Annotated in this window: 25 protein-coding genes and 1 tRNA gene; 10 read left to right on the top strand and 16 right to left on the bottom strand. The window is 68.0% G+C overall.

Annotation, left to right across the window (positions count from 1 at the left end; genetic code table 11):
- Positions 1–4: 4 nt before the first annotated feature.
- Together DEJ35_RS12745 and DEJ35_RS12740 are read left to right on the top strand one after the other, a co-directional pair.
- Complete coding sequence (locus DEJ35_RS12745) at positions 5–1270, top strand: Gfo/Idh/MocA family protein (protein WP_375231881.1); 1266 nt, start codon at positions 5–7, stop codon at positions 1268–1270.
- Between the two features lie 76 nt (positions 1271–1346).
- Positions 1347–2360 carry a LacI family DNA-binding transcriptional regulator gene (locus DEJ35_RS12740; protein WP_232536521.1) on the top strand — a complete coding sequence of 338 codons (1014 nt, stop codon included), beginning with the start codon at positions 1347–1349 and terminating at the stop codon, positions 2358–2360.
- 71 nt (positions 2361–2431) lie between these two features.
- Here the strand turns inward: DEJ35_RS12740 and DEJ35_RS12735 are convergent, their stop codons facing one another.
- Positions 2432–2887 carry a helix-turn-helix domain-containing protein gene (locus DEJ35_RS12735; RefSeq protein ID WP_111192874.1) on the bottom strand — a complete coding sequence of 152 codons (456 nt, stop codon included), beginning with the start codon at positions 2885–2887 and terminating at the stop codon, positions 2432–2434.
- 84 nt (positions 2888–2971) lie between these two features.
- Between DEJ35_RS12735 and DEJ35_RS12730 the strand changes: the two genes are divergently transcribed.
- Positions 2972–3667 carry an SDR family oxidoreductase gene (locus tag DEJ35_RS12730; RefSeq protein WP_111122922.1) on the top strand — a complete coding sequence of 232 codons (696 nt, stop codon included), beginning with the start codon at positions 2972–2974 and terminating at the stop codon, positions 3665–3667.
- Positions 3668–3684: 17 nt separating this feature from the next.
- On the opposite strand, the gene DEJ35_RS12725 is transcribed toward DEJ35_RS12730, so the two are convergent.
- Together DEJ35_RS12725 and DEJ35_RS12720 are read right to left on the bottom strand one after the other, a co-directional pair.
- Positions 3685–4248: a GrpB family protein gene (locus tag DEJ35_RS12725; RefSeq protein WP_111192873.1), complete on the bottom strand. Its 564-nt coding sequence runs from the start codon at positions 4246–4248 to the stop codon at positions 3685–3687.
- A complete protein-coding gene (locus tag DEJ35_RS12720; protein ID WP_258378479.1) occupies positions 4245–4763 on the bottom strand; it encodes a GNAT family N-acetyltransferase in 519 nt (172 codons plus the stop codon). The genes DEJ35_RS12725 and DEJ35_RS12720 overlap by 4 nt, the downstream gene beginning before the upstream one ends.
- Positions 4764–4859: 96 nt before the next feature.
- On the opposite strand from DEJ35_RS12720, the gene DEJ35_RS12715 reads away from it, so the two are divergent.
- Positions 4860–6164 carry a hypothetical protein gene (locus DEJ35_RS12715; protein WP_111192871.1) on the top strand — a complete coding sequence of 435 codons (1305 nt, stop codon included), beginning with the start codon at positions 4860–4862 and terminating at the stop codon, positions 6162–6164.
- A gap of 200 nt (positions 6165–6364) precedes the next feature.
- On the opposite strand, the gene DEJ35_RS17070 is transcribed toward DEJ35_RS12715, so the two are convergent.
- The gene (locus DEJ35_RS17070; protein ID WP_146244799.1) at positions 6365–6832 is read right to left on the bottom strand and encodes a hypothetical protein; all 468 of its coding nucleotides are present in this window, start codon (positions 6830–6832) and stop codon (positions 6365–6367) included.
- Positions 6833–7279: 447 nt separating this feature from the next.
- On the opposite strand from DEJ35_RS17070, the gene DEJ35_RS17350 reads away from it, so the two are divergent.
- Both DEJ35_RS17350 and DEJ35_RS17065 read left to right on the top strand, forming a co-directional pair.
- Entirely contained in the window at positions 7280–7615 is a 336-nt protein-coding gene (locus tag DEJ35_RS17350) for a helix-turn-helix domain-containing protein (protein ID WP_181435579.1), read from the top strand.
- Positions 7572–8258, top strand: a complete 687-nt coding sequence (locus DEJ35_RS17065) for a hypothetical protein (protein WP_146244798.1) — start codon at positions 7572–7574, stop codon at positions 8256–8258. The genes DEJ35_RS17350 and DEJ35_RS17065 overlap by 44 nt, the downstream gene beginning before the upstream one ends.
- Here DEJ35_RS17065 and DEJ35_RS12710 read toward each other — a convergent pair.
- Complete coding sequence (locus DEJ35_RS12710) at positions 8198–9337, bottom strand: hypothetical protein (RefSeq protein WP_111192870.1); 1140 nt, start codon at positions 9335–9337, stop codon at positions 8198–8200. The genes DEJ35_RS17065 and DEJ35_RS12710 overlap by 61 nt on opposite strands.
- A complete protein-coding gene (locus tag DEJ35_RS12705; protein WP_181435578.1) occupies positions 9334–10359 on the bottom strand; it encodes an ImmA/IrrE family metallo-endopeptidase in 1026 nt (341 codons plus the stop codon). The genes DEJ35_RS12710 and DEJ35_RS12705 overlap by 4 nt, the downstream gene beginning before the upstream one ends.
- A 371-nt stretch (positions 10360–10730) precedes the next feature.
- On the opposite strand from DEJ35_RS12705, the gene DEJ35_RS12700 reads away from it, so the two are divergent.
- Both DEJ35_RS12700 and DEJ35_RS12695 read left to right on the top strand, forming a co-directional pair.
- Positions 10731–11465: a hypothetical protein gene (locus DEJ35_RS12700; protein WP_146244797.1), complete on the top strand. Its 735-nt coding sequence runs from the start codon at positions 10731–10733 to the stop codon at positions 11463–11465.
- Positions 11462–13648 (top strand): P-loop NTPase fold protein, encoded by a 2187-nt coding sequence (locus tag DEJ35_RS12695; protein WP_111192867.1) that lies wholly within the window; start codon positions 11462–11464, stop codon positions 13646–13648. Before DEJ35_RS12700 ends, DEJ35_RS12695 begins: the two co-directional genes overlap by 4 nt.
- Before the next feature lie 488 nt (positions 13649–14136).
- Here DEJ35_RS12695 and DEJ35_RS12690 read toward each other — a convergent pair whose 3' ends face one another.
- From DEJ35_RS12690 to serS, 6 genes are all read right to left on the bottom strand, one after another.
- Complete coding sequence (locus DEJ35_RS12690) at positions 14137–15126, bottom strand: hypothetical protein (protein ID WP_111192866.1); 990 nt, start codon at positions 15124–15126, stop codon at positions 14137–14139.
- Between the two features lie 395 nt (positions 15127–15521).
- On the bottom strand, positions 15522–16370 hold the full coding sequence (locus DEJ35_RS12685) for a hypothetical protein (RefSeq protein ID WP_111192865.1): 849 nt from the start codon (positions 16368–16370) through the stop codon (positions 15522–15524).
- 252 nt (positions 16371–16622) lie between these two features.
- Positions 16623–16892, bottom strand: coding sequence for an ATP-binding protein (locus DEJ35_RS17720; protein ID WP_220036896.1), 270 nt, complete (start codon positions 16890–16892; stop codon positions 16623–16625).
- A gap of 1102 nt (positions 16893–17994) precedes the next feature.
- Positions 17995–18079: transfer RNA gene (locus DEJ35_RS12675), tRNA-Ser, on the bottom strand.
- Positions 18080–18162: 83 nt separating this feature from the next.
- Positions 18163–19026, bottom strand: a complete 864-nt coding sequence (locus tag DEJ35_RS12670; protein ID WP_111122920.1) for an HAD family hydrolase — start codon at positions 19024–19026, stop codon at positions 18163–18165.
- Positions 19023–20294, bottom strand: coding sequence for a serine--tRNA ligase (serS, locus tag DEJ35_RS12665; protein WP_111192863.1), 1272 nt, complete (start codon positions 20292–20294; stop codon positions 19023–19025). Before serS ends, DEJ35_RS12670 begins: the two co-directional genes overlap by 4 nt.
- 55 nt (positions 20295–20349) lie before the next feature.
- Here serS and DEJ35_RS12660 point away from each other — a divergent pair, with 55 nt between their 5' ends.
- Positions 20350–21420 (top strand): diacylglycerol kinase family protein, encoded by a 1071-nt coding sequence (locus tag DEJ35_RS12660; RefSeq protein WP_110862422.1) that lies wholly within the window; start codon positions 20350–20352, stop codon positions 21418–21420.
- Between the two features lie 145 nt (positions 21421–21565).
- On the opposite strand, the gene pheA is transcribed toward DEJ35_RS12660, so the two are convergent.
- The 4 genes from pheA to DEJ35_RS12640 all read right to left on the bottom strand — a co-directional run bounded on the left by pheA (position 21566) and on the right by DEJ35_RS12640 (position 25077).
- Positions 21566–22522 carry a prephenate dehydratase gene (gene pheA / locus DEJ35_RS12655; RefSeq protein ID WP_111122919.1) on the bottom strand — a complete coding sequence of 319 codons (957 nt, stop codon included), beginning with the start codon at positions 22520–22522 and terminating at the stop codon, positions 21566–21568.
- A gap of 62 nt (positions 22523–22584) precedes the next feature.
- A complete protein-coding gene (locus DEJ35_RS12650; protein WP_110862455.1) occupies positions 22585–23130 on the bottom strand; it encodes a MarR family winged helix-turn-helix transcriptional regulator in 546 nt (181 codons plus the stop codon).
- Positions 23131–23158: 28 nt separating this feature from the next.
- On the bottom strand, positions 23159–23695 hold the full coding sequence (locus DEJ35_RS12645; RefSeq protein ID WP_111192862.1) for a hypothetical protein: 537 nt from the start codon (positions 23693–23695) through the stop codon (positions 23159–23161).
- Positions 23692–25077, bottom strand: a complete 1386-nt coding sequence (locus DEJ35_RS12640) for a molybdopterin-dependent oxidoreductase (protein WP_111192861.1) — start codon at positions 25075–25077, stop codon at positions 23692–23694. The genes DEJ35_RS12645 and DEJ35_RS12640 overlap by 4 nt, the downstream gene beginning before the upstream one ends.
- Positions 25078–25164: 87 nt before the next feature.
- Here DEJ35_RS12640 and DEJ35_RS12635 point away from each other — a divergent pair, with 87 nt between their 5' ends.
- A complete protein-coding gene (locus DEJ35_RS12635; RefSeq protein ID WP_111192860.1) occupies positions 25165–26604 on the top strand; it encodes a glycosyltransferase 87 family protein in 1440 nt (479 codons plus the stop codon).
- Positions 26605–26608: the final 4 nt, after the last annotated feature.

The raw sequence follows: 26608 nt of genomic DNA, 5'->3' as shown, positions 1-26608 counted from the left end.
ACTGATGATCTCTGTCGGAATGGTCGGCGCGGGCCAGTTCGCCCCTCAGTTCGCCAAGCTGTTCAAGCTCCACCCCGACGTCGACCGCGTCTACGTCACGGACCTCGTCGACGAGCGGGCGTCCGAACTCGTCGAGACGCAGCACCTCGACGGCACGTTCCCGGACTTCGACGCCGTCCTCGCCTCGGACGTCGACGCCGTCGCGATCTTCACGCAGCGCTGGACCCACGGTCCGCTCGTGGTCAAGGCCCTGCGCGCCGGCAAGCACGTGTACTCCGCCGTGCCGATGGCGATCTCCGTCGACGAGATCCGCGACATCATCCAGGCGGTCCGCGAGACCGGTCTGACCTACATGATGGGCGAAACGAGCTACTACAACCCCGCGACCGTGTTCGCCCGCGAGCAGGTCGCCGCCGGTGCCTTCGGCCGGGTGTTCTACGCCGAGGGCGACTACGTGCACGACATGGACCTCGGCTTCTACGCCGCGTACCAGTACAGCGGGGGCGACGAGTGGAAGCGCACCGCCAGCTACCCGCCCATGCTCTACCCGACGCACTCGGTCGGCGGGGTCCTCGGCGCGATCCCCGGGCACGCGGTCAGCGTCAGCTGCATCGGTGTCAAGGACGACCGCGGCGACGGCGTCTTCGACAAGGACGTCAGCCAGTTCGACAACGACTTCTCGAACGCCACCGCCCTGTTCGAGCTCGACAACGGCGGGGTCATGCGCATCAACGAGATGCGTCGCGTCGGCTACCCGTCGCACATCCGTGAGTCGCGCTTCCGCTACTTCGGCACCGAGGCCAGCTTCGAGCAGCTCGCGAAGACCAGCGTCTGGCAGGACAAGGAGGACTCGTACGACATCAGCGACAAGATCGACACCCAGGCGACGATGTCCCTCGACGACCCGCGCCTGGCCGACGTCGACCCGTCCCTGCGCGACGCGTTCGTCTCCGGCTACGCCGAGGTGCACGACACCGACCGCCTGCCCGCCGAGTACGACGGCGTGCCGACCGGACACGAGGGCAGCCACCAGTTCCTCGCCGACGACTTCGTCCGCGCCGTCGTCGACCGGACCCTGCCGCCGGTGAACGCCTGGACCGCCGCGCGCTTCACCCTGCCGGGCATCATCGCCCACCAGTCCGCGCTGCAGGGCGGCGCCCGACTCGAGGTGCCGGACTTCGGCGACGCCCCGGAGACGACGAGCGCTGCGACGGCAAGCGCACCGACGGCAGCAGGCAGCACGTCGTCGGCTACGATCGCGTCCGAGTAACATGTGTCGTTCGGGTGCCGGTCCGTCGTGGGCCGGCACCCGAACGACGCTCCCGGACCCGACGAAGGTGGCTGCCGTGACCGTCCCGACGAACCCGAGGGCGGTCACCCGTGCGGACGTCGCCCGCTACGCCGGGGTCAGCACCTCCGTCGTCAGCTACGTCGTGCACGACGGACCGCGCCCCGTCGCCGCCGCCACCGCCGCCCGGGTGCGCGAGGCCATCCGCGTCCTCGGCTACCGTCCGAACGCCAGCGCCCAGGCCCTGCGCACCGGCTCGTCGAAGATGCTCGGCCTGATCGTGCCCGAACTCGACAACCCGTTCTGGTCCGAGCTCGCCGTCGCCGTCACCCACGCCGCCGCTGCACGTGGCTACGACGTCCTGCTCGCCAACAGCGACGGCGACGCCGCCCAGGAACGCGAGCGGCTCCGCAGCCTCTCCGCCCGCCAGGTCGACGGCATCATCGTGACGAGCATCATGACCCACCCGGACCTGTCGACCGTCACCGACCCCGGCCTGCCGATGGTCCTGCTCAACACGTTCTTCGAGGTCCCCGAGTACGCGAGCATCGGCGTCGACGCCCTGCGCGGCGCCCTCGACGGCACTCAGCACCTGGTCGAGCACGGCTACCGCTCGATCGGCCTCGTGATGGGACACACCGGCTCGATGGAGCTCCGTGAGCAGGGCTGGATGCGTGCCCTGCGCCAGGCTGGCCTGCCCGACGGCCCCATCGTCCGCACCGACTTCACCCGGCGCGGAGGCTACGAAGCCGGCCTCCGCATGTTCGCCGACGAGACCGGACCCCGAGCCGTCTTCGTCAGCTCCGACATGCAGGCGATCGGCGTGATGCGCGCACTGTGGGAACTCGGTCTGCGCGTCCCCGAGGACGTCGCGATCGTGTCGTTCGACGGCGCGGCCGAGGCGGACTACACGAACCCGCAGCTCACCACGGTCCGGCAGCCGATCGAGACGATGGCGGTCGCCGCGGTCGACCGCGTACTCGGCCTCGACGCCGACAACCAGTGGCACCGCGACCTGGTCCCCGCCGAGTTGGTCCTCGGCGCGAGTTGCGGGTGCGACGTGCGTCGCTGACGCACCCAACAAGCGGACTGGAGGCGCGGGGCGGGGCCGCCACGGGCCTCCTGTCCGTCAGCTGGTCGCGTTCAGGACGCTGGCTCCAGGACGGCGCGGAGGCGCGTGGTCGAGATGCGCTGCTGCGCATCCACCGTCACGGCGGCGGCCTCGACCGCCTCGCCGGTCTCGGCGTCGACGAAGCGCAGGTCCGAGGCCCGCTCGGACGGGCGGTGCCGGTCGGCCCAGCCGCCGAGGGCGAGCAGCACGAGCGACAGGTCGCGGCCGGCGTCGGTCAGCACGTACTCCTCGCGGGCACGTGCCCCCTCGGGCTTGTAGGTCGTGCGCTCGAGCACTCCCCCGTCGACGAGTGAGGCCAGCCGTGCGGTCAGGACCTCGCGCGGGATGCCGAGGCTCTGCTGGAACTGGCTGAAGCGGGTCGAGCCGCCGATGGCGTCGCGGACGATCATGAGCGTCCACTTCTCGCCGAGGACGTCGAGGGAGCGTGCGATGGGGCAGCGCTCGTCGCCGCCGAGGATGCCGAGCATGGGTTCATCCTAGCTGGGTTCGATTTCCGGACACAACGTGCTAGGTTCGGTTTCCGTACTCAACTTCTCTTGTCTGGAGCACTCATGACCGACCTCACCAACGCCGTCGTCCTCGTCACCGGAGCGAACGGCGGCCTCGGCGCCGAGTTCGTCCGCCAGGCCTTGGAGCGTGGCGCCACCAAGGTCTACGCGACCGCCCGGAACCCGCGCACCTGGGACGACGAGCGCATCGTCCCCCTCGCCCTCGACGTCACGAGCCAGGAGAGCGTCGACGCCGCAGCCCGTGCCGCCGCCGACACGACGATCGTCGTGAACAACGCCGGCATCGGCGGCATGGAACCACTGCTCGACACCTCGGTCGCCGAGGTCGAGCGCCTCTTCGCGACGAACGTCTTCGGTGCGCTCCGCGTCGCCAAGGCCTTCGCCCCGACCATCGCCGGCGGCACACTGGTGGACGTCCACTCGGTGCTCAGCTGGATCGCACTCGGCGGTGCCTACTCGGCCTCGAAGGCCGCCTTCTGGTCGCTCACGAACTCCCTGCGACTCGAGCTCGCTCCGCAGGGAACGCAGGTCGTCGGCGCCCACCTCGGCTACACCGACACCGGCATGACCGAGGGGCTCGACGTCGAGAAGTCCGATCCCGCCGACATCGTCCGGTCGATCTGGGACGCCGTCGAGGCCGGGGAGCACGAGGTCCTCGCCGACCAGGTCAGCCGCGACGTCCGTGCCGGCCTGAGCGCCCCGCTCACCGCGCTCTACCCGATGCTCGCCAGCGCCTGAGGCTCGTTCCCGTCGGGTCAGCCGCCCGCGCCGCGGTCGGTGATCCGACGGTTCGTGGCGGTGATGGCGGCGCGCTCGTCGTCAGCCAGGCCACCGGCGTGGAGGATCCGGCTCAGCACGTCGCTCTTGCGCTCGATGTAGTCGTCGATGTCCTCGGCCTCGGTGGCCGCCCGGCGTTTCACGGCGGCGTACTCGTCGCGGAGCGCCGGGTCGGCACGCAGGACGTCGCGAACGGCCAGGTGGTTCCGCAGCGCGAGCGACCCGGCCGCCACGACGTAGGTGTTCGTCGGGGTGAAGCGCTCCGGAGCCCGGAACGCCTGCCGACCCGGAACCCCCAGTTCACCGCGCGGCTCGAAGCCGATCATCGCCATCGCCGCCACCGCAGCCGGGACGTCGGCAGCGTCCACCACGACGTCGACGTCGAGCACGGGCTTCGCCGCCAGGCCCGGCACGGACGTGCTGCCCACGTGCTCGATGCTCCGGAACGGCACGTCGGCGTCGTCGAGCGCGGCGGCGTACGCATCGGACAGCTGCCGGAACCGCTCGGGCCAGGCCGTGCGGTACTCGACGACCTCGATCACGGGGCCGGCGTCGGCGCGAGGAGCTGGAACATGACGTGGTCGCGCCAGACCCCGTCGATCTTGATGTACTCCGGCGCGAAGCCGTAGCGGGTGAAGCCCGCCGACTCGAGGGCGCGCTGCGAGCCGACGTTCTCGGGCAGGGTCTCGGCCTGCACGCGGTGCAGACGGAGCACGTCGAACGCGTGGGCCGCAGCGGCGCGGACGGCACGGGACGCGTGACCTTGGCGGGTACGGTCGGCGCGGATCCAGTAGCCCATCGCGCAGGACTGCAGGGCACCGCGGACGACGCCGCTCAGCGTGATGCGGCCGAGGAGTTCCCCGTCGGTCGACTCGATGACGAACGGCACCGCGTTGCCGGCCCGCTGCGCTGCGAGGGTCTGCGTGATGACGTCCCGCTGCCCGGACTCCGTGTAGTACGACGGCGCTCGCGCCGGTTCCCACGGTCGCAGGTGGTCGGCGTTCTCGGTGATGACCGCAGCCAGGACAGCCGCGTCGTCGAGGCGGAGTGGGCGCAACCGTGTGTCCATCGCGGGGGTTTGCGGTTTCTGATCCTGCCGCCCAGGTGCTGGCCTCTGCTCGAGCGCGGCGGCGGCTTTGCATACCGCGATTGGGTGCTCCTGCATATGGCCAGGCTAGTGAGGGGCCATTCCGCGGCGACGGCGCCACTCGCGAGCGCACTCTCTGACCTCGCCGAAGCACTGGTGCAGGCAAGGGCGTTGGCGTCGGCGTCGGCGTCGGCGTCGGCGTCGCAGTTTGGGCTCCCGTGCGACGAGGGCGTCTGCGATCCTTCGACGATGGGAACACACGCGTGGATCAACTGGAACGCCCATGCCGCGGGCGACGTGGAGCTGGAGCGGATGGAGGACGACCTGTACTCGGACCGCTACTTCGTCGGCGTCCCGACGCAGCACGGCCCCTACTCTCTTTCAACTGTCGTGGGTTTCGAGCAGGAGAGCGCGGCAAGCGTCCGCCTCGCGCTGAAGCTCATGTCGGGTGCACACGCTGACCTCGCACCGCGACTCGTCGTGGACGGCGAGCTGGCCCCTTCCGACTCGAAGTCCTACCACGGCGGGACTCCCAGCGACGAGATAGCGGCACTCGCTGCGCTGACGTTGGGAGTCCGGCTGAGGGCAGCCGGGACGAGTCGGCTCTCCGGCTTCCACGAGCCTGGCACTGTGCGCCCGCCGATCCTGCTGGAGGTTCCCGCGCTAGCTACCCCGGGACGTCCCGGGAAGGAGTTCATTCCAGCCACGATGTCGAGGGCGGCCGATCTCAGCCTGCTGGAGCGTCTGTTGAGCTTCCCGCGCATCGGCGAAGAGGATCAGGTAGAGCTTGTTCGCGCGGCGCGCGCGTACGCGAGCGGCCTGTGGTGGTCGAACGAGGATCCAAACCAGTCCTGGCTGTACCTTGTGACGGCCGTAGAGATCGCAGCGAACCATCGACAGAAAATCTCGGCGTCTCCAGAGGAACTCATCGAGTCCCTGTGGCCGGAGCTTTGGACGGTGTTGGCTCCAGTTGAACCGGCCCGGAGGGCGAAGGTCGCAAAACTGATGGCGTCGCAGGTACGGGCGACGAAAAAGTTTGTCGACTTCCTCGCGGAATGTGCTCCGTTGCCACCGTCAGTGCGTCCAGTTCACGGAAGTCTGGAGTGGGGAGAGATGCGCCAACATGCCCGACGTGTCTACGCGTACCGCTCAGACGCTCTCCATGGAGGCAAGCCGTTCCCGTTGCCGATGCTCGATGAGCCGCGGATCGAGCTGAACGATGCCGTCCAAGAGGTGCCCTACGGGCTCAGCACCAGCGGTCTCGGCGGTAGCTGGATGGCGGACGAGGCACCGATGCTCCTGGCGACATTCGAACACATCGCCCGTGGCGCGCTCTTCCGCTGGTGGGACGAGCTGAAACTGCAGCATTAGTCGCGACCCCAAGACGCCGGACGGGGCCTGGATCGGCGCGACTACGGCCGAGGCTTCGCACCCTTGGCTGCCCGCTCGACGGCAGAGGACATGTATCCCCCTCCGCCCACCAGACCCGGGCGCCTCGGGGGTCACTGTCGGCTAATTCTCGACAGTTCGGGCGACCTTCGACAGCTGGCGAGAACGCGATACTCGCGGCATCACGAGTACGTCGTCGGGTCGGTAACCGTCGCCGCACCTTTGACTTTTCGCGACCGGCCTTTGCTCGGCGGGTACTCCCGCCAAGAAACGACGTACTTGTACGGCGCATCCCCCGGGAAGCTCCGTGAGTTGAACGAGGCGGTCCGTGTCATGTCAGTGCCGATCGTGCCTAACGGTTGACTTTGCTCAGCATCGGGGAACGAAACAACGACGTCGAACGCGCTTCCGGCACCGCGGTTGAGCACCATCACGTCGATCGGCTCCACTTCGTCGAACGCGTCTGTAGGGTCCGGATTGGTGAACGGAAGTTCCCATTGCGTCCTCGACGAAATAGACGGACGTGGCTGCTTCGTGTGACGAAGCGCGACGATGGACACGACGATTGCAGCCAACGCGAGGCCGGACGAGACCCACTCCCCCGCTGACAACGTCGAAAAAAAGCACCGCACATGCTCAAGCCAGCCCACGGCGACAGCCTAATACGCGCTTCTCCACAGCGATCCGCCGGCACATTGCCTGACGCAACCGTTGCGGTATCGGGACCGACGTTGCGGGGCGAATCTGATCGGCGAGGCCCCCTGCAGACATTTCTGCTGAGGGGCTTTGGTGTCCGTGGCTCGTTCCGAACTTGTCGCCAACTCGCCACGCAGGAGGCCGTCACCCTACACAGCCTGTGTGCGACGGCGGGATGACGATCGGTCTAGCGCCCGTCGGAGGTTCGCTGATCTTCCGGTGGGGAATCACCAAGTTCGAGCCGCGGCGTGGCCGTCGCGCCCCGGTCGACGCGCGTGAAAGGCCAGGACTGGACGCGGTGTCCAGGCGATCGGCGCCTGTCGAGACGGTCACCAGCGACCGCACTATGTCGGCTTGACTTGATTCTAGATTCGAGAATCCGACTTCGGTACGATCGGAGCATGGAGTCGTTGTCTGTGCTGTCGAAGACGCTGTTCGGCAACGACCATCTGCTCGAGATCGCGTGGGCGGTTGTGTCTGGTGCCCGCGAGTTCGACAGCCCTCGCGTTCAGCAGGCGACAGGCCTGGCTCCGTCCACCGTGCATCGGACGTTGCGGAAGCTAGAAGCGGTTGACCTGGTTCGGCGGATTCGCTCCAGCGCAGTCGAGCGGGTACAACGGTACGAACGCCTCCCGCACCCAATGTGGGACGCGGTGCGAGTCTTTGTCACAGCAGCGGAAGGGAAGGTCGACGATGCAGATCGACGCGGCGCCGCTGCACGGAGTTCCGATGGATGACGCACAGCCGAGGTGGATGAAGTCCTCGTGGCGGCGAGTGCCGTTCGCACTGCGGTACGCGATCGACGTCGAGGAGGACCATCGTCGCGGCAGCCTCGGGATCGGTGCCGTCACCGAGGTCGCTACCCTCGCGGCTGCATTGTCTCTGCCGACGACGACGATCGGACCCGTGAATCTTGGCGGTTCGGCGGGGATCGAAGCGTTACTCGGCACGGGTCTCGTCAACGCGGTATACGACGTCGACGGGTCTCCGTGGGGTAATCGCGTCGGAGCAATACCCCTTGCACCGCTCGAGGCGGTCGTCCCCGCACGTTCGTTTGGTACAGGAATTGCCCGCTCGGACCGGCTGGCCGGGTACGCGTCCAGGTCGGTGTTGCTGCCTGGTGGTGCCGCGGTGTCCGATCAGGACCTTGCGATGGCCGATCTCTATGGGATCGGTGTGCGGCAAGGATCGTCGGCGGCGGAGAGCGTTCTCCTGTGCCCACCTGACGAGCTCCAGGTCGAGCGGGTCACCGCAGAGTGGTGGGCGTTCTGCGAAGGGCTCTACGCCGAGCATTTGTCCGCGGCGGGCTTTGTGCGGGCTCAGTGGAGTTCGTTGAACCAGTTGTGGACGTCGGCAGGTGGCTTGAGTCCCGGGCGCTGAGCCCGCATGCCGAACGCGGCGGTCGCGTCGACGGCACTACGGATGCGGGTGCGCCACCAATCGCGGGCGAGGTCCGGGTCGGTCGGCATCGAGCGATGTTCGTCGAGGAACGCGAGGACGTTGTGCATGTTGCCTGCGGCGATGTCGGCCGCGCTGTCGGTGAAGCGGACGGGGCTGTCGCCGGAGCACGGTGCGGAGGCGCAGCCCGGTGCATCCGTGGTCGCGAAGTAGTTGCGGCGCAACTCGCTGGCCTTGCCCCACATCATCAGGGTCGCGACCCAGACGTTCGGGTGCTTGTCGTGCGGTGTCCGGGAGAATTCGCCCTGCACGGAAACGTGTCGGTGGGAGGCGAGGACGCCGATGACCGCGGCCGGAGCGCCGAGGGCCATGGCACCGAGTCCGTTGTGGTCGATCCGCCAGGGCATGGCGTCAGGGACCTGCTCGAACAGCTCGCGGAAGCCGGCGAGGCAATCGGGGTCGCGGAGCGCGTTGCCGCGGTGATTCAATCCGATTGCGACGGGGATGGGCGACGTCTTCAGGATTGCGATGAACTGCTTGCGGTTGGCGCGCTTCAGCCAGCTGAAGTCCGCCGGCACCATGAGGATCGCGTTGGAGATGTCCTCCGCCTTGATCTGCGCGATGGCCGCGCGTAGCGGCTCCGGGTCCTCAGCCGCGAGATAAGCCATGGCGAGGACGGCGAGGGTCGCACCCTCGGCAAGTTGCCCGTCGACGATGTCGCGGAGCGTCGGTGTGGGCAGCAGCTGGTCGGTGCGCTCCGGGAGCGGGAAGGGCGCGTCAGCGGTGGCGGTCGCGGAGTCGTAGGGGGCGCGGTCGACCAGGATCGGGAGGTCCGGATACGTCTCGCGGAGCTTCCGGAGCATCTTGCTCTCGCTCTTGCCCAGCAGGACGATTCCGTTCCTGGTCGCATCGAGGTGCGATGCGACGGCGAAGCTGTCGCTCGCGGCACCGATAAGGAGTCGGTGACGGATCCCGGCGAGACTGTCGCTGGACGTGCGGCGCTGCGGTTCAGGGCCGCGCGCGAATGCGCTGGGGGCGGTGGCGATGATCGGGTTGCTCATGGTGCCTCCACGTAGGAGCGGATGAAGGAGTCAACGCTCATCCCGGCGCGCGCCGCGATGTCGTCGAGGGTGGTGCCAGTTCGGGTGATGCGTTCGAGGGTGTCGCGGATCAGAGTCGGGTGTTCCGTGGGGATCTCGACCGGTTCCTTCCGGTGCATCCCGGTCGTGCTGAGCTGGATGTTGAAGTCGCGGTACTCGCGGTCGGTCATGAGCCCGAGGTCGCGGGCGCGCCGCCCGAGCGCGGCGATTGACATCCCCCACCGTGCCTTCAGCGCCACCAACGTGCTGAGCGTCGGGTTCTGCAGCTCGGTGCGAGCCATCGCGGACGGCAGCAGGAATGCGGACGCGAATTGGTCCGCCTCGGCCTCCTGGTTGTCGCCGGCCCCATCGTGCAGGACCGCGTGGCCGAGTTCGTGTGCGAGAGTGAATCGTTGCCGGTCACCGGGTGCATGCGTTGACACCAGGATGATGGGCGCCCCCTGCTCCGGCCAGCCCCCGATCGCGTCCAACTTCACGGAGTCGAGGTTCACCGGGAGCACGATCACACCCGCTGATTCCAGGACCGCGGTCATCGACGGGATCGGCTCGACACCAAGCCCAAGGCGCCGTCGCAGCTCAGTGGCCCGATCCACGGGCGAGTAGGTGCCGTCATCGGGAAGCGGATCGTGCGCGATCCGCACGGCGGGAAGCGCCTCACCGAGGGCTCGGCGAACCTGGAAACGGCGGACGGCAGCGTCGGCGCGAACCTGGCGGTCCACCTTCACCGGCAGACTTGCGCGCTTCCGGTGGAACACTCTGGCAGAGGTGAACTCCTCCGCCCGCACTCCAAGCGTCTCAGGCCGTACATCGAGGGCGACTGCAAGCCCCGAGACAGCGGACGCCGGAACCACCTCCAGGCCCTGCTCTATTCGGGACAGGCGGCTCTGCGGGATGCCGGCCGCAGCAGCCAGCGCCGCCTGCGAGAGCCCACGGGCAGCACGAAGCATCGAGACCGTGTCTCCCTGCACTTCCGCGTTATCCACAGGTTCGACTGTAGCAGCAAAAATCATTCAGCGTTCGATTTGAGGTTTCAGTTCGGCGACGCCTCGAGTCATGCCCGCTCCGCGGCGGGGGGCATGCCTGGCCTCGCCAGCCATCCACCCCGCGCACCGCCGCGGGAAGCCTCTGCGCCAGTCCGGAGCCGATACGCCAGGGCACCATCCGAGGCCAGCGGCCATAAGGTGCGGCCGTCGTGGCGAGCGACTCGTGTGGCGATCAGAACCGTTCGCGAAGCGGAAGACGAAGCCGCGACATGACCGCCGACTCCAACGTTCTGTCGCCGAGGGGATTCCGAGCAGATAGGTCGGCGGTTCATGCGCTTCTCAATCTCAGCAGTCCAGGCCACACTGTGCGCATGATGTTCGAGCCTGACCGCAGCGGTACTCCTCGCGCATATGTTGCCGCCGACGTCTCACCTGCCGAAGCCACCAGGCTCGCTGTGGAGTGGGCGAATGGCCTCGACACATCTCAGCGGCTCGGAATCCAAATTCCTCACCGCAACGTTCTGGATGAGAACGTTGTGCTCGCGGAACTACATCGCTCCGGCGAGGGCGCCTTCGCAGCGTGGCGACACTCGCCGGCCAATTCGACGTCGAAAGGTCCCCAGCTCTCGTACTACCCAGACCTGGAGCACCTCCTCAGACTCGAAAGAGACTCGCCGGCCGGAATTGCGCTCGTCGGCGCCGATGAGACCCATGTCCCCTGGATCGACGCTTACAGGCCGCTCCTGCTCGCCGGCGCGGCACCAGCAAACCTCCTACCTGTGATCGACCCGGTCGTCGAAGCGGCAGTCGCCACGTTCACCAACTCTGTCAACTCCAGCACGGCCCTTATCGACCGCCGCGATCGCTCCAAGGTGATCGATGGCTTGCAGCGGCTCCGCGACCGTGGATACACGTTCACCGCGGCGCAGCTCGTCGCGGCCGCGCTTCGACACAACTGGCAGGGTCGCGCTGCTTTCGAGTTGGGGGGCATCTCAAGTGAGGTGCTGCGCGGAGCACGGAAGGCAACACGAGAGCGTTACGCCGAGGGGATCGTCGACCAGTGGGAAGCGGCAGCATCCAATGGTGGACCGCGGGACGCGCAATGAGCAGCACCTCGTACTTCTCCGACGACCCCATCAGCTCGGACGACGCCGACCGCCTCACCCGCGGCCCGTTCGTTCAACAGGTCATTGGCGCTCTGAACGCCGCCGCGTCCGCGGGATCGTCAAGTGTCTTCGGGCTCATCGGACCGTGGGGTAGCGGAAAGACCAGCATCCTGCACCTCGTGGAGACAGAGCTTCATGCCCAACCGAGGGCATGGCAGGTCGCCCGTTTCAACCCATGGGCGTACCCGGACGAAGCCGCAATCCAATTGGGCTTTTTCGAGGAGCTTCACGCGGCGCTGCCAGACTCTGAAAAGACGCGATCAGCTCGGAAGGCGATCGCGCGGTTGAGTCGTTCCATCGCTCCGGTCGCCGGGATCATGGGCGCCTTCACCGGCGTCGACGGTGCTGCGGCCATGCACGGCATCGCGGACCTCGTCGATGTGAACCACTCCGCAACGCGCGCGTATAAGGAAGCGGCCGCGGCGCTGCGCGAAGCGCCGGCGCCGGTCCTGGTCGTCATGGACGACCTTGATCGGCTGGACCCGCAGGAGCTGGTGCTCGTCGCCAAGCTCGTGCGCCTGGTCGGCCGACTCCCGAACGTGTTCTACCTCCTCAGCTACGACGAAACGACACTGCTCGACGTGCTCACTCGTACTCCGCTGGTGGGCGCCCGTCAGCACCGAGCGAAGGACTACCTCGAGAAGATCGTGCAGGTGCGGCTGGACCTGCCTCCCCTCCGACCCGACCAAGCCGCGCAGCTGGTCTCCAAGCATCTCGAAGCACTCGAGGAACGTCTGGGGTTGGCTTTGACCGCGCTGGATCGGGACCGGTTTGACCGTGTGTACAACGAAGCCATCGCGCGACGACTTCGAACGGTCCGCTCGATCAGTCGCTTCTTCGCGCAGCTCGGCGTCCTCACCCCAGACGTTGCACGGGACGTCGACGTCATCGACTTCCTGCTACTCACGTGGATACGCGTTGCCGAACCACGCGTATACGCGATGGTCTACGACCACCGCGAGTGGACGCTCGGTACGCAGCCGAAGGACCCATGGGCAACCGCCGCGAACGAGTCGGACGGAAAGACGCGCCATGACGATCTCATCGCTCGTCTCGAGCGAACCGGGGTCGCAGCGTCTGACGCGAGCGACGTCGCATTCGTCCTCGGCGCGCTGTTCCCCGCCGTGCGAAGTGACCTCGTTGAGCAGCAGGCCCGATACGCGTCCGGGAGCGCCGATCTCGAGCCTCGGAGAGTGTCTAATCCGGACTACTTCCACCGGTACTTCGCCTACCTCGTGCCCGAAAACGATGTCTCAGATCAGCTGATCGACCGCGCAGTAGAGGTCCTCAACGACGGCGGGTTCCACCCAGCCGCCTTAGACGATCTCGCGCGCATTTTACGCTCACATAGCGCGCTTGTAAGCCGAAAGCTTCAGGAACGCCAACCCAACGCCACCGCATTCACGTCATGGCTCATCGACCACTTCATTCCTTCAGACGTCGACGACGAATTCAGACGGTGGACCCTCTTCCCGCTGATTCGATGGGCGATGCTTCGGTTGCCCACATCCACCTTCCCTCTCATACTCACTCAGCTGCAGGCGAGTGACGGCGGAAGACGAGTCGCCATAGAATTCGGCAGCAGCCTTGAGTCCGGGCGCGACTTCACCGCAATGTACGGTCGGGTTCCAATTGCAATGGTCGAGCAGCGCTGGCTCGAAATGCAGGCTGCCCTTCCCGGCATGCTCGTTGCGGAACTTCGCGACCAACGACCGGCGGGCGCCCTCGAAGCGGACGTGGAATACATGCAGATGCTGTTCCTGTGGGACGCTATCGAACCGGGAGCAGCCAAGCGCTGGCTGCGCACACAATGGGTCGACGGCGACTGGCGACTCCTCGACATTCTCGCTCGTTTCGTCCCCACTATGCAGTCGAGCGCCAATCCGGGCATATCTCTGCTGCGGCGCACCGATCAGGGCTTGCTCACTCAGCTGTTTGACCCAGAAGACATCGCCGCCGCATTAGGCGCGGACATCGACAACGTCCCGGCCCTGTCGCCGTCGACATCAGCCTGGCCCGCAACGAACGAGCACCTGTTTCAGATTGCATTGAACGATGCGCGCGACTTCGTCGCAACGCACCGCAAACACGCAGATGGAGATTCCACGGATAGTCCCCGGTAGGTCGCGTCGCTCGCCCATGTATCGCGGAGCCGTTGCTGACTGCTCGATCCCACCTGCGGCTCGAAAGAGTCGGGCGCTGATCAGGATTTTGCAGCGCGATGCGGGACAGCCGAGTTACCCAATGTCATGATTCATGTCGATCGCGTTTGCATTCGCGTTCCGCATTCGACACTCGACGTATGGTTAGCGCCGGGGCAGACCCACCGGCGCGCCGCTCGTTGAGATCGCCTTGGGGGCGAAGACGGCGCGATGCCGATCAATTGTCTCTTGAGTTGAGGGTTCGTCCCCCTCCGTACCGTTGGCCTTCTAGACGGTGGCAGAGACGCCACGTTGCGTGCGCGTCATTCTGACGCGTTGGTGGACTCGACGGTGGTGCTCACGGATGAGGGCGCGCGAGTGGGGGGTATCGGTCTCGAGGACGGCCATTCCCTGCGGGTCGCACGACCCTCGGATCTCGCAGATGGTCCGTTTTGGATGACGGACGCCCATCAGGAGCCGGTGATCGACACGATCCGCCCGTCGGCGCCGAGGCGCACGGCGACATCAAAACTCACCGCAGCTTCGTGATCGACGGTGGTCCAGGCAAGCACCCCGTCGCGATCCATCGTGGGCTCCTGCGCCCAAACTTCGGCAACACCGTCGATATGCGCTGTGAGGAGGTGACCATCGGTGGAGATTTGGGGCTCGCTCACCGTGAGGATTTCGTACACCTGACTGAGTGTCACCTCCGTCCGGATGTCTCTGTAGAGGAAGAAATCGTCCTCATCGGTGATCTCGATGGGAACGGTCGAGACATCGACTGCAGTGAGGTCGACCTCGACGGCTGCTCTGTCGTCGAAGGCGGCTGGCCAGGGCAGAGAAGCAGTGAGGTTCGCGTTGAGGGTCGCCAGCTCGGATGCCGATGGAACTTTGACCCACGCGAAGTCGGGCGCCACTACCCGCAACGACGGCGCGATCTGAGGAGTCGACCACGCCTCCCTCGCACACACTCCCTCGACGGCAGAGCGGTCTCCTGTAAGGATGAGGAGGCCGTCGAGGTCGCCCCCGTTCTGCGATGCCACGTCCCGCAACCACGCAGAGTCAGCCGCCCCGGTTTTAATCCCCTCCTTCTTGGAACCTGCGCCCTGCTGCAGGACCTGATCCCGCAATGCGAGCAACGCGTTGTCGGGCTCGCAATCGACGATGTGGGCGTTAGGGTGCGCTTCGATGGCGGAGCGAATCCCGTCTACGAGCCGGTCGACATCGGGTACCACCCATTCGAGACCGCGGACGTTCGCATCCTTCAAGACCGACCAGGCGCGCGTCGAAGCCGTGTGAGCAGTGACTGCTCGCGTGTGCGCGTGCTCTGCCCATTCCCACACGACCACTTCGGGAACCCAGACGTCGACCTCGTTCGCTTCGCAGAGGCGGGCGTCGGCGGCGAACGAACCCGCCCGGAACTCGCCGTTCGAGCCGTAGACGTTCGTGTCGACAACCACAGCTGAAGGATCCACAGGACTATTCTGCTGCGCGTCCTCCCCCGAACGTGTCGACACGCGGCGCTGTGTTCGTGCGACAGGTCGAGTCAGCCGGGCCCGGTGTGGCCTGTTCCTGCCAGCTCCGTGCCGTCGCTGCTGGACGTCGCGGCCAGCGGGTTGAATTCGATCTCGTTGCTGGTGAGAACTGGGGAGCCGCGAGGCAACTCGGTGGCGAAGGACGTCGTCGACGTGCCAACAGGATCGACCGCGCAGATGTCCGTCGCCCAAACTCGGGATGCAGCCGCACCCAGTGCTTCCGCCTGAACGCGGCACCTTATCTATGGGCGCGGGATCCGACCCTCAACTCCCCAGAAGATCGGCCAGGAGCATCGTCGGACGCTTCCGGAGCTGAGGGTTCAGGATGACGCTGCGTCTTTCGAGCCCTGATGTTGGTGTTGCGTCGTCGCGTACTTCTCGAACATGCGCACAGCGGTGCTGAAGTCGTCCACGACCACCGACCAGACCGAGGCGAACACCGGCAGGTTGATCAGGTGCTGGGAGGGATCTTGTATGAGCGCTGGCGCCATCCCGACGCCGGCCGACACCGGTACGTTGCCGTGCGAGAGGGCGGCGCACAGCATCCACGCCGACTGCAGGACAGTCGGATTCTCCTCGCGCAGCGACCGGCTTGCCTCGCGCACTATTCCGGAGAGCTGCGGACGCTGACTTCCGGTGACGGAATCGAGGTCGACACGCTTCATCGGTCCGACAATCGCTGCGAGTTTTTCTCTGAGCGCCTGCACCTCGGACGGATCCGAACGTCCGTCGGCAACGGCTGCCATCTCGGCCGCACTCTGCGTGTCCCACCACATGCGCTTCAGAGCGCGAAGGATTGCTTCCCGGCGATTTGACGGCATAAGCCAATGGCCGGTCGCAATACATTCGATTGCCACGCGGAGCACAACAAACGACGACAGGCTGGGAGCGGGATCGGTGTCCGCGGTCTGGAGATAGTGCAGCGCGAGGCGCAGTTGCGTTCGGATCAAACTGGATGGCGGGAGTGTCTCAGAAGGGGTGAAGGCGTCATCGATCGAAGCGGCCACGCCTCCTCGGGCGACAACGATGGCATCCAGTGCTCCGGCCGCCTCGATGAGTACGGCACGACCCCGACGCAGCTCCTCTCGGCCCTGGATTTGCAGGAGCTTGTCGCGCTCCTTCTCCATAAAGGCAGCGAACCAGGCAGCGTCGACGTCCTCAGAATCCATCGCATCAGCCTAAACAGATTCTCGGTGGGTACAGCACCGCGGGGCAGGGGCGGCTTCGGATGGGGGCCAGGAGAAGGCAGTGCCCGGAACTGGTGATGAGTGCGGACAAAGGCCGCCACCGTCCTGTCGGAGCACCTCCGACTGCCGTCAGGCGGCAGCGGGCCCGAGCACCGCAGACGTGGCCCTCGCGATGCTGAATGGGCGCACGATCGAGCCTCTCCGTTCGCATCTTGGGGCAGGATGCCGCGCCCGTCAGGAAAGCGGATCGCCGGTGGGTGGCTCTTCACTTCGGACACGGGCTCCGAGCATCGCGCGTTCCGGCAGCCACAACGTGAACGTTGATCCCGCCGCGCCTCGGCTCGTCAATCGCAATCTGCCTTCGTGGCTTTCGACGATCTGCCGCGCGATCGACAGACCGAGACCGGTACCCGGGAAGCGTTGCTGCTCCTCGCGGCTTCGGAAGAACCGGTCGAACACGCGAACGCGATCGTCGGCTGCGATCCCGGGCCCCTCATCGCGCACAGCGACCCATGCCCACCCGAGCCGGACTGCTCGCGGATCAGCTCGTGGAACTCCGCACTCGTGGCGAGGGCAGCCAGGAGCTTCCGACCGAACATGCCGGCGTAGGGTCCTACCGCTTCGAATGAGTGCAACAGCCACGCGCGGTCCGGTCCGGTGGCACCACCATCGATGCCGCACCAAGCGTGCAGCAACGGCTGACGCTCGAACGCTTCGCCGACGCCCAGCACGCCGATCAGACGGCCGTCGTGGCCGTCGTCCACCACGAGCACGCGCAGTCGACGCCTCGTCCCCCTGCGCACCGGAACACCCGCTCCGAGAACTACCCACCGCCAGAGAGCGGCGTCCGCTGATTCCACCTCGGATACGAGCACGAACCTCGGCCGCACCTTCGCTGGGTCGATCGAATCCCCGTGACCCCACACCCGGAGATCAAGACCCGCATCCAACACTTCGAGAGCGGCCCGCTCGCGACTGCGCCACTGCGCGTGCTGCGTCGCCCACTGCCGTCGAAGCGCGGCCCGCACATCACCATCGACCGGCACCACACGGTCTCCGAACAGACGAACGCCGTCCGCACGCAACGCTCGAACGAAAGCGCGTCGGCGACCGCCAGACCCGGAATCACAAGGGGCCGCGGAGCGGGCGTCCGGGGACCACACGCGCCCTCGCTTCGGCAACACACCAGCCAACCGAGCAGCAGACGTATCGAGCACCTCCACGCCGCATCGCTGCTCGAACGGCGCCATGCGGAGGACAACGCCGACGACGTCCTCGGCCCGGCCCGACACGCTCCCGGTCGTGGATTCCGTCTCGCCTCGTCGACGAACGAGCCCCTGTGACACCGACCAGAAGACTCCGTCGAGTCCAGCCCGCACCGCAAACTTGCATACGGCTGACACCCACATCCGGTGGGCAAGAAAACCCCAGGTCAGCCCGGCCGATGCCTGTCCTACAAGAGCACGGGCAAGCTTGGCGCGCACGGAAAAGCTCCGTGGGAACTCACCCGTCTGCGCGGGAAAGCCCGCCGCAGAACCGCGCAAGCACGCGGATCGGCAGGAAAAATCGTAAAAAGACACCTTCGTGATTCCGAAAGGTGCCATCGCGGAGGGTGTGGGATTCGAACCCACGAGACATCTCTGCCCACCTGTTTTCAAGACAGGCTCCATCGGCCGCTCGGACAACCCTCCAGTGACGCGACCACGTGGCGAGACGTGATCGCGTCCCGGGAAGTCTACCCGGGCCTCCAGGCAGGGGTGCGCGCGAGCGCGGACTAGCGGGGCAGGGAGTCGAGCGCCGCTGCCAGGCCGTCGTCGGTGATGCCACCGGTGAGCTCGTTGCCGGCGTCGACGACGTCGTCGGGGGCCTGGCCCATGACGACCCCGCGGCCGGAGGTCGAGGCCCAGCGGAGCATGTCGATGTCGTTGCGGCCGTCGCCCGCGGCGAAGACGCGGGAACGCGGGATGTCGAGCCACTCGCGCACGCGCTCCATCGCGGTGGCCTTCGTCACGCCCTCGGGAGCGATGTCGAGCCACGACGTCCAGCCGACGGAGTACGAGACCTTGTGCAGGCCCATCTGCTCGACGATCTGCAGGAAGTCCTCGGTGTCATGGCCGGGCGAGATGACGACGACGCGGGTGGCCTCGACGCCGAGCAGCTGCTCGAACGGCACGTGCTCGCCCTCCACCGTCATCGTGTCGTCGGGGAAGTTGCCGGACAACAGGAAGTGCCCGGTCTCGTCCTCGACGCCGAACGCCGCGTTCTCGAGCGCTCCGTGGATGGTCTGCAGCACCTCGGACGGGTCGAACCGCTCGACGTGTTCGCGCACGTAGGAGCCGTCGGCGCGGCGGGCCAGGATGAGCGCACCGTTCGCGCACACCAGGTACTTCGGCCGGATGCCGAGGGTCTCGAGCAGGGGCACGGTCATGCCCTCGCTGCGGCCGGTAGAGAGCATGACCTCGTGGCCGGCGGCCTCGGCGTCACGGACGGCGGCGACGACTGCCTCGGTGATGACACCGTCCTCACGCATGGTGGTGCCGTCGATGTCGAGCGCGACCAGCCAGCGCTTGGTGCGGGCGGGCGCGTCGCTGCCCGCGCCCTGCGAGGTGCCGTCCACGAACCGTCCCTGGGTGCTCATCGGGGCTCGATCACCTCGACGCCACCGAGGTAGGGGCGCAGGACCTCGGGCACGACCACGGAACCGTCCGCCTGCTGGTGGGTCTCGAGGATCGCGACGATCCAGCGGGTGGTGGCGAGGGTGCCGTTCAGGGTGGCGACCGGAGCGGTCTTGCCGCTCTCGGTGCGGTACCGGATGTCGAGGCGGCGGGCCTGGAACGTCGTGCAGTTCGATGTCGAGGTGAGCTCGCGGAACGTGCCCTGCGTCGGGACCCACGCCTCGATGTCGTACTTCTTCGCCGCGCTCGTGCCGAGGTCACCGGCGGCGACGTCGATCACGCGGTAGTGGAGCCCGAGGTCCTGGAGCATCTGCTCCTGGTGGGCGACGAGGCGCTCGTGCTCGGCCTCGGCCTGGTCCGGGTGCACGTAGGCGAACATCTCGAGCTTGTTGAACTGGTGCACCCGGAGGATGCCGCGGTTGTCCTTGCCCGCCGACCCGGCTTCGCGCCGGTAGCAGGTCGACCAGCCGGCGTAGCGGAGGGCCGGGTCGTCCTCGGACGGGAACTGCAGGATCTCGTCCGCGTGGTACCCGGCGAGGGCGACCTCGCTCGTGCCGGTCAGGTACAGGTCGTCGGCCTCGAGCCGGTAGACCTCGGCAGCGTGCTCACCGAGGAAGCCGGTGCCGGCCATCGTCTCGGGGCGGACGAGCGTCGGGGTGATGAGCGGCTCGAAGCCGGCGGCGATGGCACGATCGAGGCCGAGCGACATCAGCGCGATCTCGAGCCGGGCGCCCATGCCGCGCAGGAAGTAGAAGCGCGACCCGGAGACCTTCACACCACGCGGGATGTCGATGATGCCGAGGTGCTCGCCGAGGTCGGCGTGGTCCTTCGGCTCGAAGTCGAACTCGGGCTTGGTGCCGACGGTGCGGAGCGTGACGAAGTCGTCCTCGCCGCCCTCGGGCACCCCGGGGAGCACGACGTTCGGGATGCCGCGGACGACGGTGTTGAAGGTGTCCTCGGCCGCGGTGACGGTGGCCTGCGCCTCCTTGACCTTCGCGGCGAGCGCCTGCGCCTGCTGCACGAGCGCGGCCTTCTCGTCCTTCGGGGCCTTGGCGACGGTCTTGCCGAAGGCGTTCTGCTCGGCGCGGAGCGACTCGAACGAGGTGATCGCACTGCGGCGGGCGGAATCAGCGGCGACGGCTTCGTCGACGACGGCCACGGAGGCACCGCGCGCCTGCTGTGAAGCCTTGATGACGTCCGGGTTGTCGCGAAGCAGCTGTGGATCGATCACCGCCCCATCCTAGACGGGGGCAACCGCACGCAGCCTCGATCGGTAGCGTGGAGGCATGTCGACCCCTTCGGAGACCGCGCCCGCGGATCAGGACGCCCTCCCCACCGAGCAGCGGACGGCCGCGGTGGTCTACAACCCGGTCAAGGTCCACCTGCCGACCCTCAAGCGCACCGTCGAAGAACAGCAGCAGGAAGCCGGCTGGGCCGACACCCTGTGGTTCGAGACGTCGGAACAGGACCCGGGCGGCGGCATGGCCCGCGCCGCGATCGAGGCCGGTGCCGACGTCGTCGCCGCGGCCGGTGGTGACGGCACGGTCCGCGCGGTCGCCGAGGTCGTGCACGAGGCCGGCTCGACCCTCGCACTGCTGCCGAGCGGCACCGGAAACCTGCTCGCCCGCAACATGAAGCTGCCCCTCGACGACCTCGGCGCGAGCGTCCGAACGATCTTCCACGGCGACGACCGCAAGATCGACTTCGGCATGCTCAAGGTCGAGCGCCCCGGCGGTGAGCGCGAACGCTTCGGCTTCCTGGTGATGGCGGGCCTCGGGCTCGACGCCCGGATGCTCGTGAACACCCGTCCCGAGCTGAAGAAGAAGGTGGGCTGGCTGGCGTACGTCGACTCCCTGTTCCGGTCGGTCCGCGACGCGAACGCGTTCGAGTTCCGGTACCAGCTCGACGACGACGGCAACCGCTCGCTCCGGGCGCACTCCCTGATCGTCGGCAACTGCGGCATGCTGCAGGCCGGCGCGATCCTGCTACCGGACGCCGAGATCGACGACGGCGTGTTCGACATCGCCGTCATGCGTCCGCGCGGGTTCTTCGGCTGGGTTCGGATCGGCGCCCGGGTGTTCTGGGAGAACGGGATCCTGCGGGCCTTCCGTCGTTCGACCCTCGGCAAGACCGCCGTCGGCCAGAAGATCGTCTCGAAGTCCCGCGAGGAACGCCCCTTGCGCTACCTGCGCGGGCAGGAGTTCACGGCACGGCTCGAGCGACCCGACGAGTTCGAGATCGACGGCGACCCGGTGGGCGAGGTCATCGCCTTCCGCTCGCGGATCGACCCGATGGGACTCTCCGTGCGCGTGCCGGACCCGGCGGACGACCGCCACGGCTCGCGCCAGGTGCCCTGACCCTGTCGCTCGGGCTCCGGACGCCCCGTGCGAGGTTCCGTAGTCCGTGCGATGGCCGCGGGCTCCCACGGACTACGGAACCTCGCATCACACGGCTTCACCGCGCCGCGCCGCACCGCGCCGCGCCGCGCCCCACCGCGCCGCGCTACCGCGCCCCGGGCTCGCCCGACACGATGGCCCGCAGCCAGTCGCGCGCCTCGACGAACGCGGCGTCCGAGTAGCGCGCGGGCACCTCGGGGCGGGCACCGTCGGCACGCGGGTACGACCCGAGGAACGTCACGCGCGGGCTGAACCGACGCAGGCCGAGCAGCGCGTCCGCCACCCGCTCGTCGCGCACGTGCCCGTCGAGGTCGATGACGAACCGGTAGCGGCCGAGCTCGTCCCCGATCGGGCGCGACGACAGCAGCCCCATGTTGATGCCCCGCGTCGCGAACTGCTCGAGCATGTCGACCAGGGCGCCGGGGTGGTCGGCGGGCAGCTCGACGATGACACTGGTCTTGTCGGCGCCGGTCGGCTCGGGCAGGGCGAGGGTCTTGGACACCAGGACGAACCGGGTGACCGCCGAGGCGTTGTCACCGATCGACGATGCGAGCACGACGACGTCGTGGTGGTCGGTGATGCCGGGCGGCGCGACGGCGGCGTCGGCGGTCGGGTTCGCTTCGAGCAGGGCGAGCGCCGCGGCGACGTTCGACGACGCCGGGATGTGGCCGTGGCCGGGCAGGTTGGTCTCGAGCCAGTTGTGGGTCTGCGCGTAGGCGACGGGGTGTGCGTTCACCGTGCGGACGTCGGCCAGGGTCGTGCCGGGTCGGGCGACGAGCACGAAGTCGACGGGGACCAGGTACTCCCCCACGATCCGCACGCCGGGGATCCTGGCCAGGGCGTCCTGCGTGGCGCTGACCCCGCCGTCGACGCTGTTCTCGATCGCGATGACGGCCCCGATCGACCGGCCGGACATGACGTCGTCCAGGGCCTCACCGACGTTGTTGACGCTCCGCCAGGGCTTGCCGGCGGCGGCCTCGACGAGCTTCAGGGCCGCCTCGGTGAAGGTGCCGGCGGGTCCGAGGTAGGAGTACGTGTCGGACGGCGCGGCGGGGTCGGTCATGCGGCGAGCCTATTGCAGTGACGGGCACAGCCGAGCGAGCGTGACGAGGGCCACGACCGGCGTCAGTCGGACGCCGTTCCCGTCAACCGAGCCTCGCAGATCGCGGTGTCGTCGTCCTCGCGCGGGTAGGTGAGCGCCGCGAAGCGCCCCTCGGGGTCGAGCCGTGTCAGGAGCGAGGCCGCGATGCCGTCGAGCTGCGCGACCTGCTCGTCGGAGAGCGCGTCGATGACCACCCGGCGGGCGGTGCGGACGTGGTCCGGAGCAGCCTCGACGATGGTGGCGTAGCCGGCGTCGGTCAGGCGGACGTCGGTGGCCCGGCGGTCGGAGGTCGACGGGCACCGGGTCACGAGCCCCCGCTTCTCGAGGCGGGACACCACGTGCGACAGCCGCGGCAACGAGGCGTTCGTGGCCGAGGCGAGCGCCGACATCCGCAGGGTCCGGGTGTCGGTCTCGGAGAGCATCGCGATGACCATGTAGTCGAAGTGCGTCAGGTCGGCGTCGCGCTGCAGCTGCTGGTCGAGCGCCGCCGGCAGGAGTTCCATGACGGCGACGAGCTTCATCCACGCGCGCAGTTGCTCGCGGGTGAGCCACGGGGTCTCGTCGGTCATGACCTGATCATACCGAAAGGTTGTCCCGTCAACCAGTGGTGCGCACGGCGGACGAACCAGACGGACCGGACGGACCAGACGGACGGGACGGACCGGACGGACCGGACGAACCAGACGGACCGGACGAACCAGACGGACCGGACGGACGCCGACGGGCCAGCACCACCCCGACCACGAGCACCACCACCACGACGACGAGCAACGCCCCCTCGACGAGCAGCAGCCGCGTACCGTAGTCGAACGGCAGCACGGTGGGGTTCTTCTGCCCGTGGTCCTTGGCCGCGATCTCCGGCAGGACCACCAGGGCGAGCACGCTGCCGAGCACGATCGCCGCCTGCACGACGACGAGCACCCAGGCCCGCAGCGAGCGTCCGGCCCGACGCAGCAGCAGCCCGGCACCGACCACGAACGGCGACAGGACCGCGTCGTGCAGCACCACCGCCGCCAGCAGCCACACCCCGAGCCCGCCGATGCGGTTCGGCTTGACGGACGTCACGAGCACGGACGCCCCGAACGCGATGACCAGCACGCCGATCACCACGAGCACGATCCGCGCGGCCTTCACCGGAGCACCTCGATCTTCTCGATCCACTTGGTCTGCAGCACACCGGGCCGCCCCGGAGCGATGATCCGCGCCGGGAACCCGTGGTCCAGGTCGAGCGTCGCACCGTTCAGCTCGAGGGCGATGAGCGTCGTCGGGTCCTCGGCGTACTCCGGACCCATGTCCATGATCCGGTAGCCGCCGTGCCGCTCCAGGCTCGTCACCCGCACGTGCGACCCCTGTGGCGCCTGCACGGCGTCGAGCAGGTCGCGCATCCGCACGCCCTTCCAGGTGGCCATCTGGCTCCACCCCTCGACGCACGAGATCGGCAGGTCGACCTGCGCGGTGCCGAGCGCGACGAGTTCGGCTCGCACGAAGGTGCGGCTCACGTCGTGGCCGACGACGGTGAGCGTCCAGTCGGCGGCGGTCGCGCTGGCGAGCACGCCGGCGGCACGCGCGGTGCGGTTGACCGGCAGACCGTGCGAACCGATGCCGCGGCCGCGGGCGCCGAAGACGTTCAACGGTTCGGCGAGTTTCGAGGACTGTCCCGCCGTGAGCGCGACGACACCCACGGTCGCCGCCGTCACGCCGGCGAAGAACCCGCGTCGGGCGATCCGCTCACGTCGTCCGACAGCTGCGTCCGGCGTCCGCCTGGAGGCCCCGCTCGGCTCCGCCGCATCGGCCTCCGGCTGGCCGAGACTCGGCTCCTCGGCCACCTCGCGGGTTTCCGGGGCCGATTCCGGTCCGGTGGGCCGAGACTCGGCGCCGCCGCTCGGGGCGGCGTCGACGCCGTCGATCCAGCGGAACACGCGGCCCAGCAGGCCGGGGGCGGTGGACCCGGCGGTCTCGGAGACCGCAGCGCTCGGGGCAGCCCCATGTCGGGCCTCCCGGCCTGGTGGGAGCAGTTCACTGCCGGAAGCGGGATCCGCGACGAACCGGCCGTGCGCGTCGTAGGAGTCGCGCTTCCGCCAGTAGCGGGCGATCACCGGCAGCTTCGCGGCGATGTGGATGACCAGCGACCCGATGATCACGTAGGCCATCGCGTTGTGCACCTGCCGGAACGGGAACGGCCACGGGTACCACTGGTAGGTGTTGAGCAGTCCGGTGACGACCTGGATGATCGACGCGGACACGAGCACCGCGATCGACAGCCGCTCGAGCAGGTGCAGCACACCGCGCACCGGCGGCACCTGCACCAGGGCGGGCATGACGGTGTTGAGCTTGGCGAGCAGCAGCGGGATGATCGCGATGCCGGTCGTGATGTGCAGGCCCTGCGTGAACTGGTACAGCTGCGTCGGACGGGTCGGGAACCGCATCCAGCCGAGCGGTTCCTGCAGCAGGTGGCTGTAGATCCCGGTGCCGAAGCAGATCAGGAACGCGATGCCGAGCAGGCGCCCGAGCACCACCGCCGAGCGGGCGTTGCGGTTGGGGGACGCCAGAGCTGCTCGTCCGTCGTGCAGCAGGCGCTGGACGCCGGATAGCCTCGACGGACCATGAGCGACCGACTGCGTGCCTTCCGACCGTCCTTGGCCGACGGCACCGCCGCCCGCATCGGCACGGTGCTGGCCGTCGTGGGGGTACTCGCCCTGTCGGGCGTCATCGCCGTCGGCGTCACGCATCTGGGGTTCCTCCGATCGGGCCATCGTTCTGCATTCGTTGCGTGGACGCTGATCGCTTGGACCGTCTTCGTCATCGCCGTGCTCGCGGTGCGTTTCGTGCCCGTCCGGTGGATGACCACCATGGTCATCGGCGGAGCGGTGGTGATCGGCATCGCCGCGCTGGTCGGCCCGCCGAACACGAGCACCGACTCCGCTCGGTACGCGTGGGACGGCATCGTCCAGCATGCCGGTGTCTCCCCCTACGCGCACACCCCCCAGTCCACGGCACTGTCCGGTCTCCGACCCGACTGGTTGTTCCCCGAGAAGGTCAACGGCACGTGCGACGACATCAAGCCCCGGTTCCGCGGGCTCGGCGACGGTGCGGACGGACACTGCACCGCGATCAACCGGCCCGACGTGACGACGATCTACCCGCCGATGGCCCAGCTCTGGTTCGCCGCCGTGCGGTTCTTCGTGCCGGCGAGCGCGCAGTACCTGCCGTTCCAGGTCGCCGGGCTGCTCGTGTCGCTCGGTGTGACCGTCGGGCTCGTCCTGGTGCTCCGCCGGATCGGCCGGCCGACCTGGTGGGCGACGCTCTGGGCCTGGTCGCCGCTCGTCGCGTCCGAGGCGGTCACCAACTCGCACGTCGACGTCGTCGGAGCCGCACTCGCCACGGCCGGTGTCGTGCTCGTCGCGTTCGGGCGACCGATCTGGGGCGGCATCGCGCTCGGGGCCGCGACCGCGACGAAGCTCATCCCGGCGATCGTGTACCCGCCGTTGCTCGGCCGCGGTCGGGCGTGGTGGGCGATCCCGATCGGCATCGCGGTGTTCGGGTTGCTCTACGTGCCCTACGTGCTGACGACCGGGCTCGACGTGCTCGGGTACCTGCCCGGCTACCTGAGCGAAGAGGGCTACGAGGACGGCTCCCGGTTCGCGCTGGTGTCGCTCGTGGTCAAGGGCGACGCGGGGACGGTGGTGGTCGGGCTCCTGGTGCTGGCCGCCGCGTTCGTGGCGTGGCGGCTGTCCGACCCGTCACGGCCGTGGTCCGGCGAGGTCCTGATGATCGGCGTGACCTTCCTCGCAGTGACCCCGCGCTACCCCTGGTACGCGCTGCTGCTCATCCCGTTCGTGGTGTTGTCCGGCCGGTGGGAGTGGCTCTCGATCGGGCTCGCCATCGCGCTGCGCGGAGTGTGGCCGTCAGCGGATGCCTACCGGTGGTGGTTGCTCGCGGCCGTGGCCGTCATCGTGGTCGTCACGCTGCTGCGCACGGAGCGGTCGGAGTGGCGGCGGTGGTGGGAGCGGCTGTCGTTCCGGCGTGTGGAACACGTACGCTGACGAC

This window comes from Curtobacterium sp. MCPF17_051, assembly GCF_003234595.1.
GTDB lineage: Bacteria > Actinomycetota > Actinomycetes > Actinomycetales > Microbacteriaceae > Curtobacterium > Curtobacterium flaccumfaciens.
This window is presented reverse-complemented; position numbering and strand designations above follow the sequence as displayed.

What these genes read in the sequence shown, in the direction of transcription:
- DEJ35_RS12745 (WP_375231881.1), top strand. Translation starts at nt 5, where the DNA reads ATGATCTCTGTCGGAATGGTCGGCGCGGGCCAGTTCGCCCCTCAGTTC.
- DEJ35_RS12735 (WP_111192874.1), bottom strand. Translation starts at nt 2,887, where the DNA reads ATGCTCGGCATCCTCGGCGGCGACGAGCGCTGCCCCATCGCACGCTCC.
- DEJ35_RS12730 (WP_111122922.1), top strand. Translation starts at nt 2,972, where the DNA reads ATGACCGACCTCACCAACGCCGTCGTCCTCGTCACCGGAGCGAACGGC.
- DEJ35_RS17350 (WP_181435579.1), top strand. Translation starts at nt 7,280, where the DNA reads ATGGAGTCGTTGTCTGTGCTGTCGAAGACGCTGTTCGGCAACGACCAT.
- DEJ35_RS17065 (WP_146244798.1), top strand. Translation starts at nt 7,572, where the DNA reads ATGCAGATCGACGCGGCGCCGCTGCACGGAGTTCCGATGGATGACGCA.
- DEJ35_RS12710 (WP_111192870.1), bottom strand. Translation starts at nt 9,337, where the DNA reads ATGAGCAACCCGATCATCGCCACCGCCCCCAGCGCATTCGCGCGCGGC.
- DEJ35_RS12700 (WP_146244797.1), top strand. Translation starts at nt 10,731, where the DNA reads ATGATGTTCGAGCCTGACCGCAGCGGTACTCCTCGCGCATATGTTGCC.
- DEJ35_RS12695 (WP_111192867.1), top strand. Translation starts at nt 11,462, where the DNA reads ATGAGCAGCACCTCGTACTTCTCCGACGACCCCATCAGCTCGGACGAC.
- DEJ35_RS12685 (WP_111192865.1), bottom strand. Translation starts at nt 16,370, where the DNA reads ATGGATTCTGAGGACGTCGACGCTGCCTGGTTCGCTGCCTTTATGGAG.
- DEJ35_RS12670 (WP_111122920.1), bottom strand. Translation starts at nt 19,026, where the DNA reads ATGAGCACCCAGGGACGGTTCGTGGACGGCACCTCGCAGGGCGCGGGC.
- DEJ35_RS12660 (WP_110862422.1), top strand. Translation starts at nt 20,350, where the DNA reads ATGTCGACCCCTTCGGAGACCGCGCCCGCGGATCAGGACGCCCTCCCC.
- pheA (WP_111122919.1), bottom strand. Translation starts at nt 22,522, where the DNA reads ATGACCGACCCCGCCGCGCCGTCCGACACGTACTCCTACCTCGGACCC.
- DEJ35_RS12650 (WP_110862455.1), bottom strand. Translation starts at nt 23,130, where the DNA reads ATGACCGACGAGACCCCGTGGCTCACCCGCGAGCAACTGCGCGCGTGG.
- DEJ35_RS12635 (WP_111192860.1), top strand. Translation starts at nt 25,165, where the DNA reads ATGAGCGACCGACTGCGTGCCTTCCGACCGTCCTTGGCCGACGGCACC.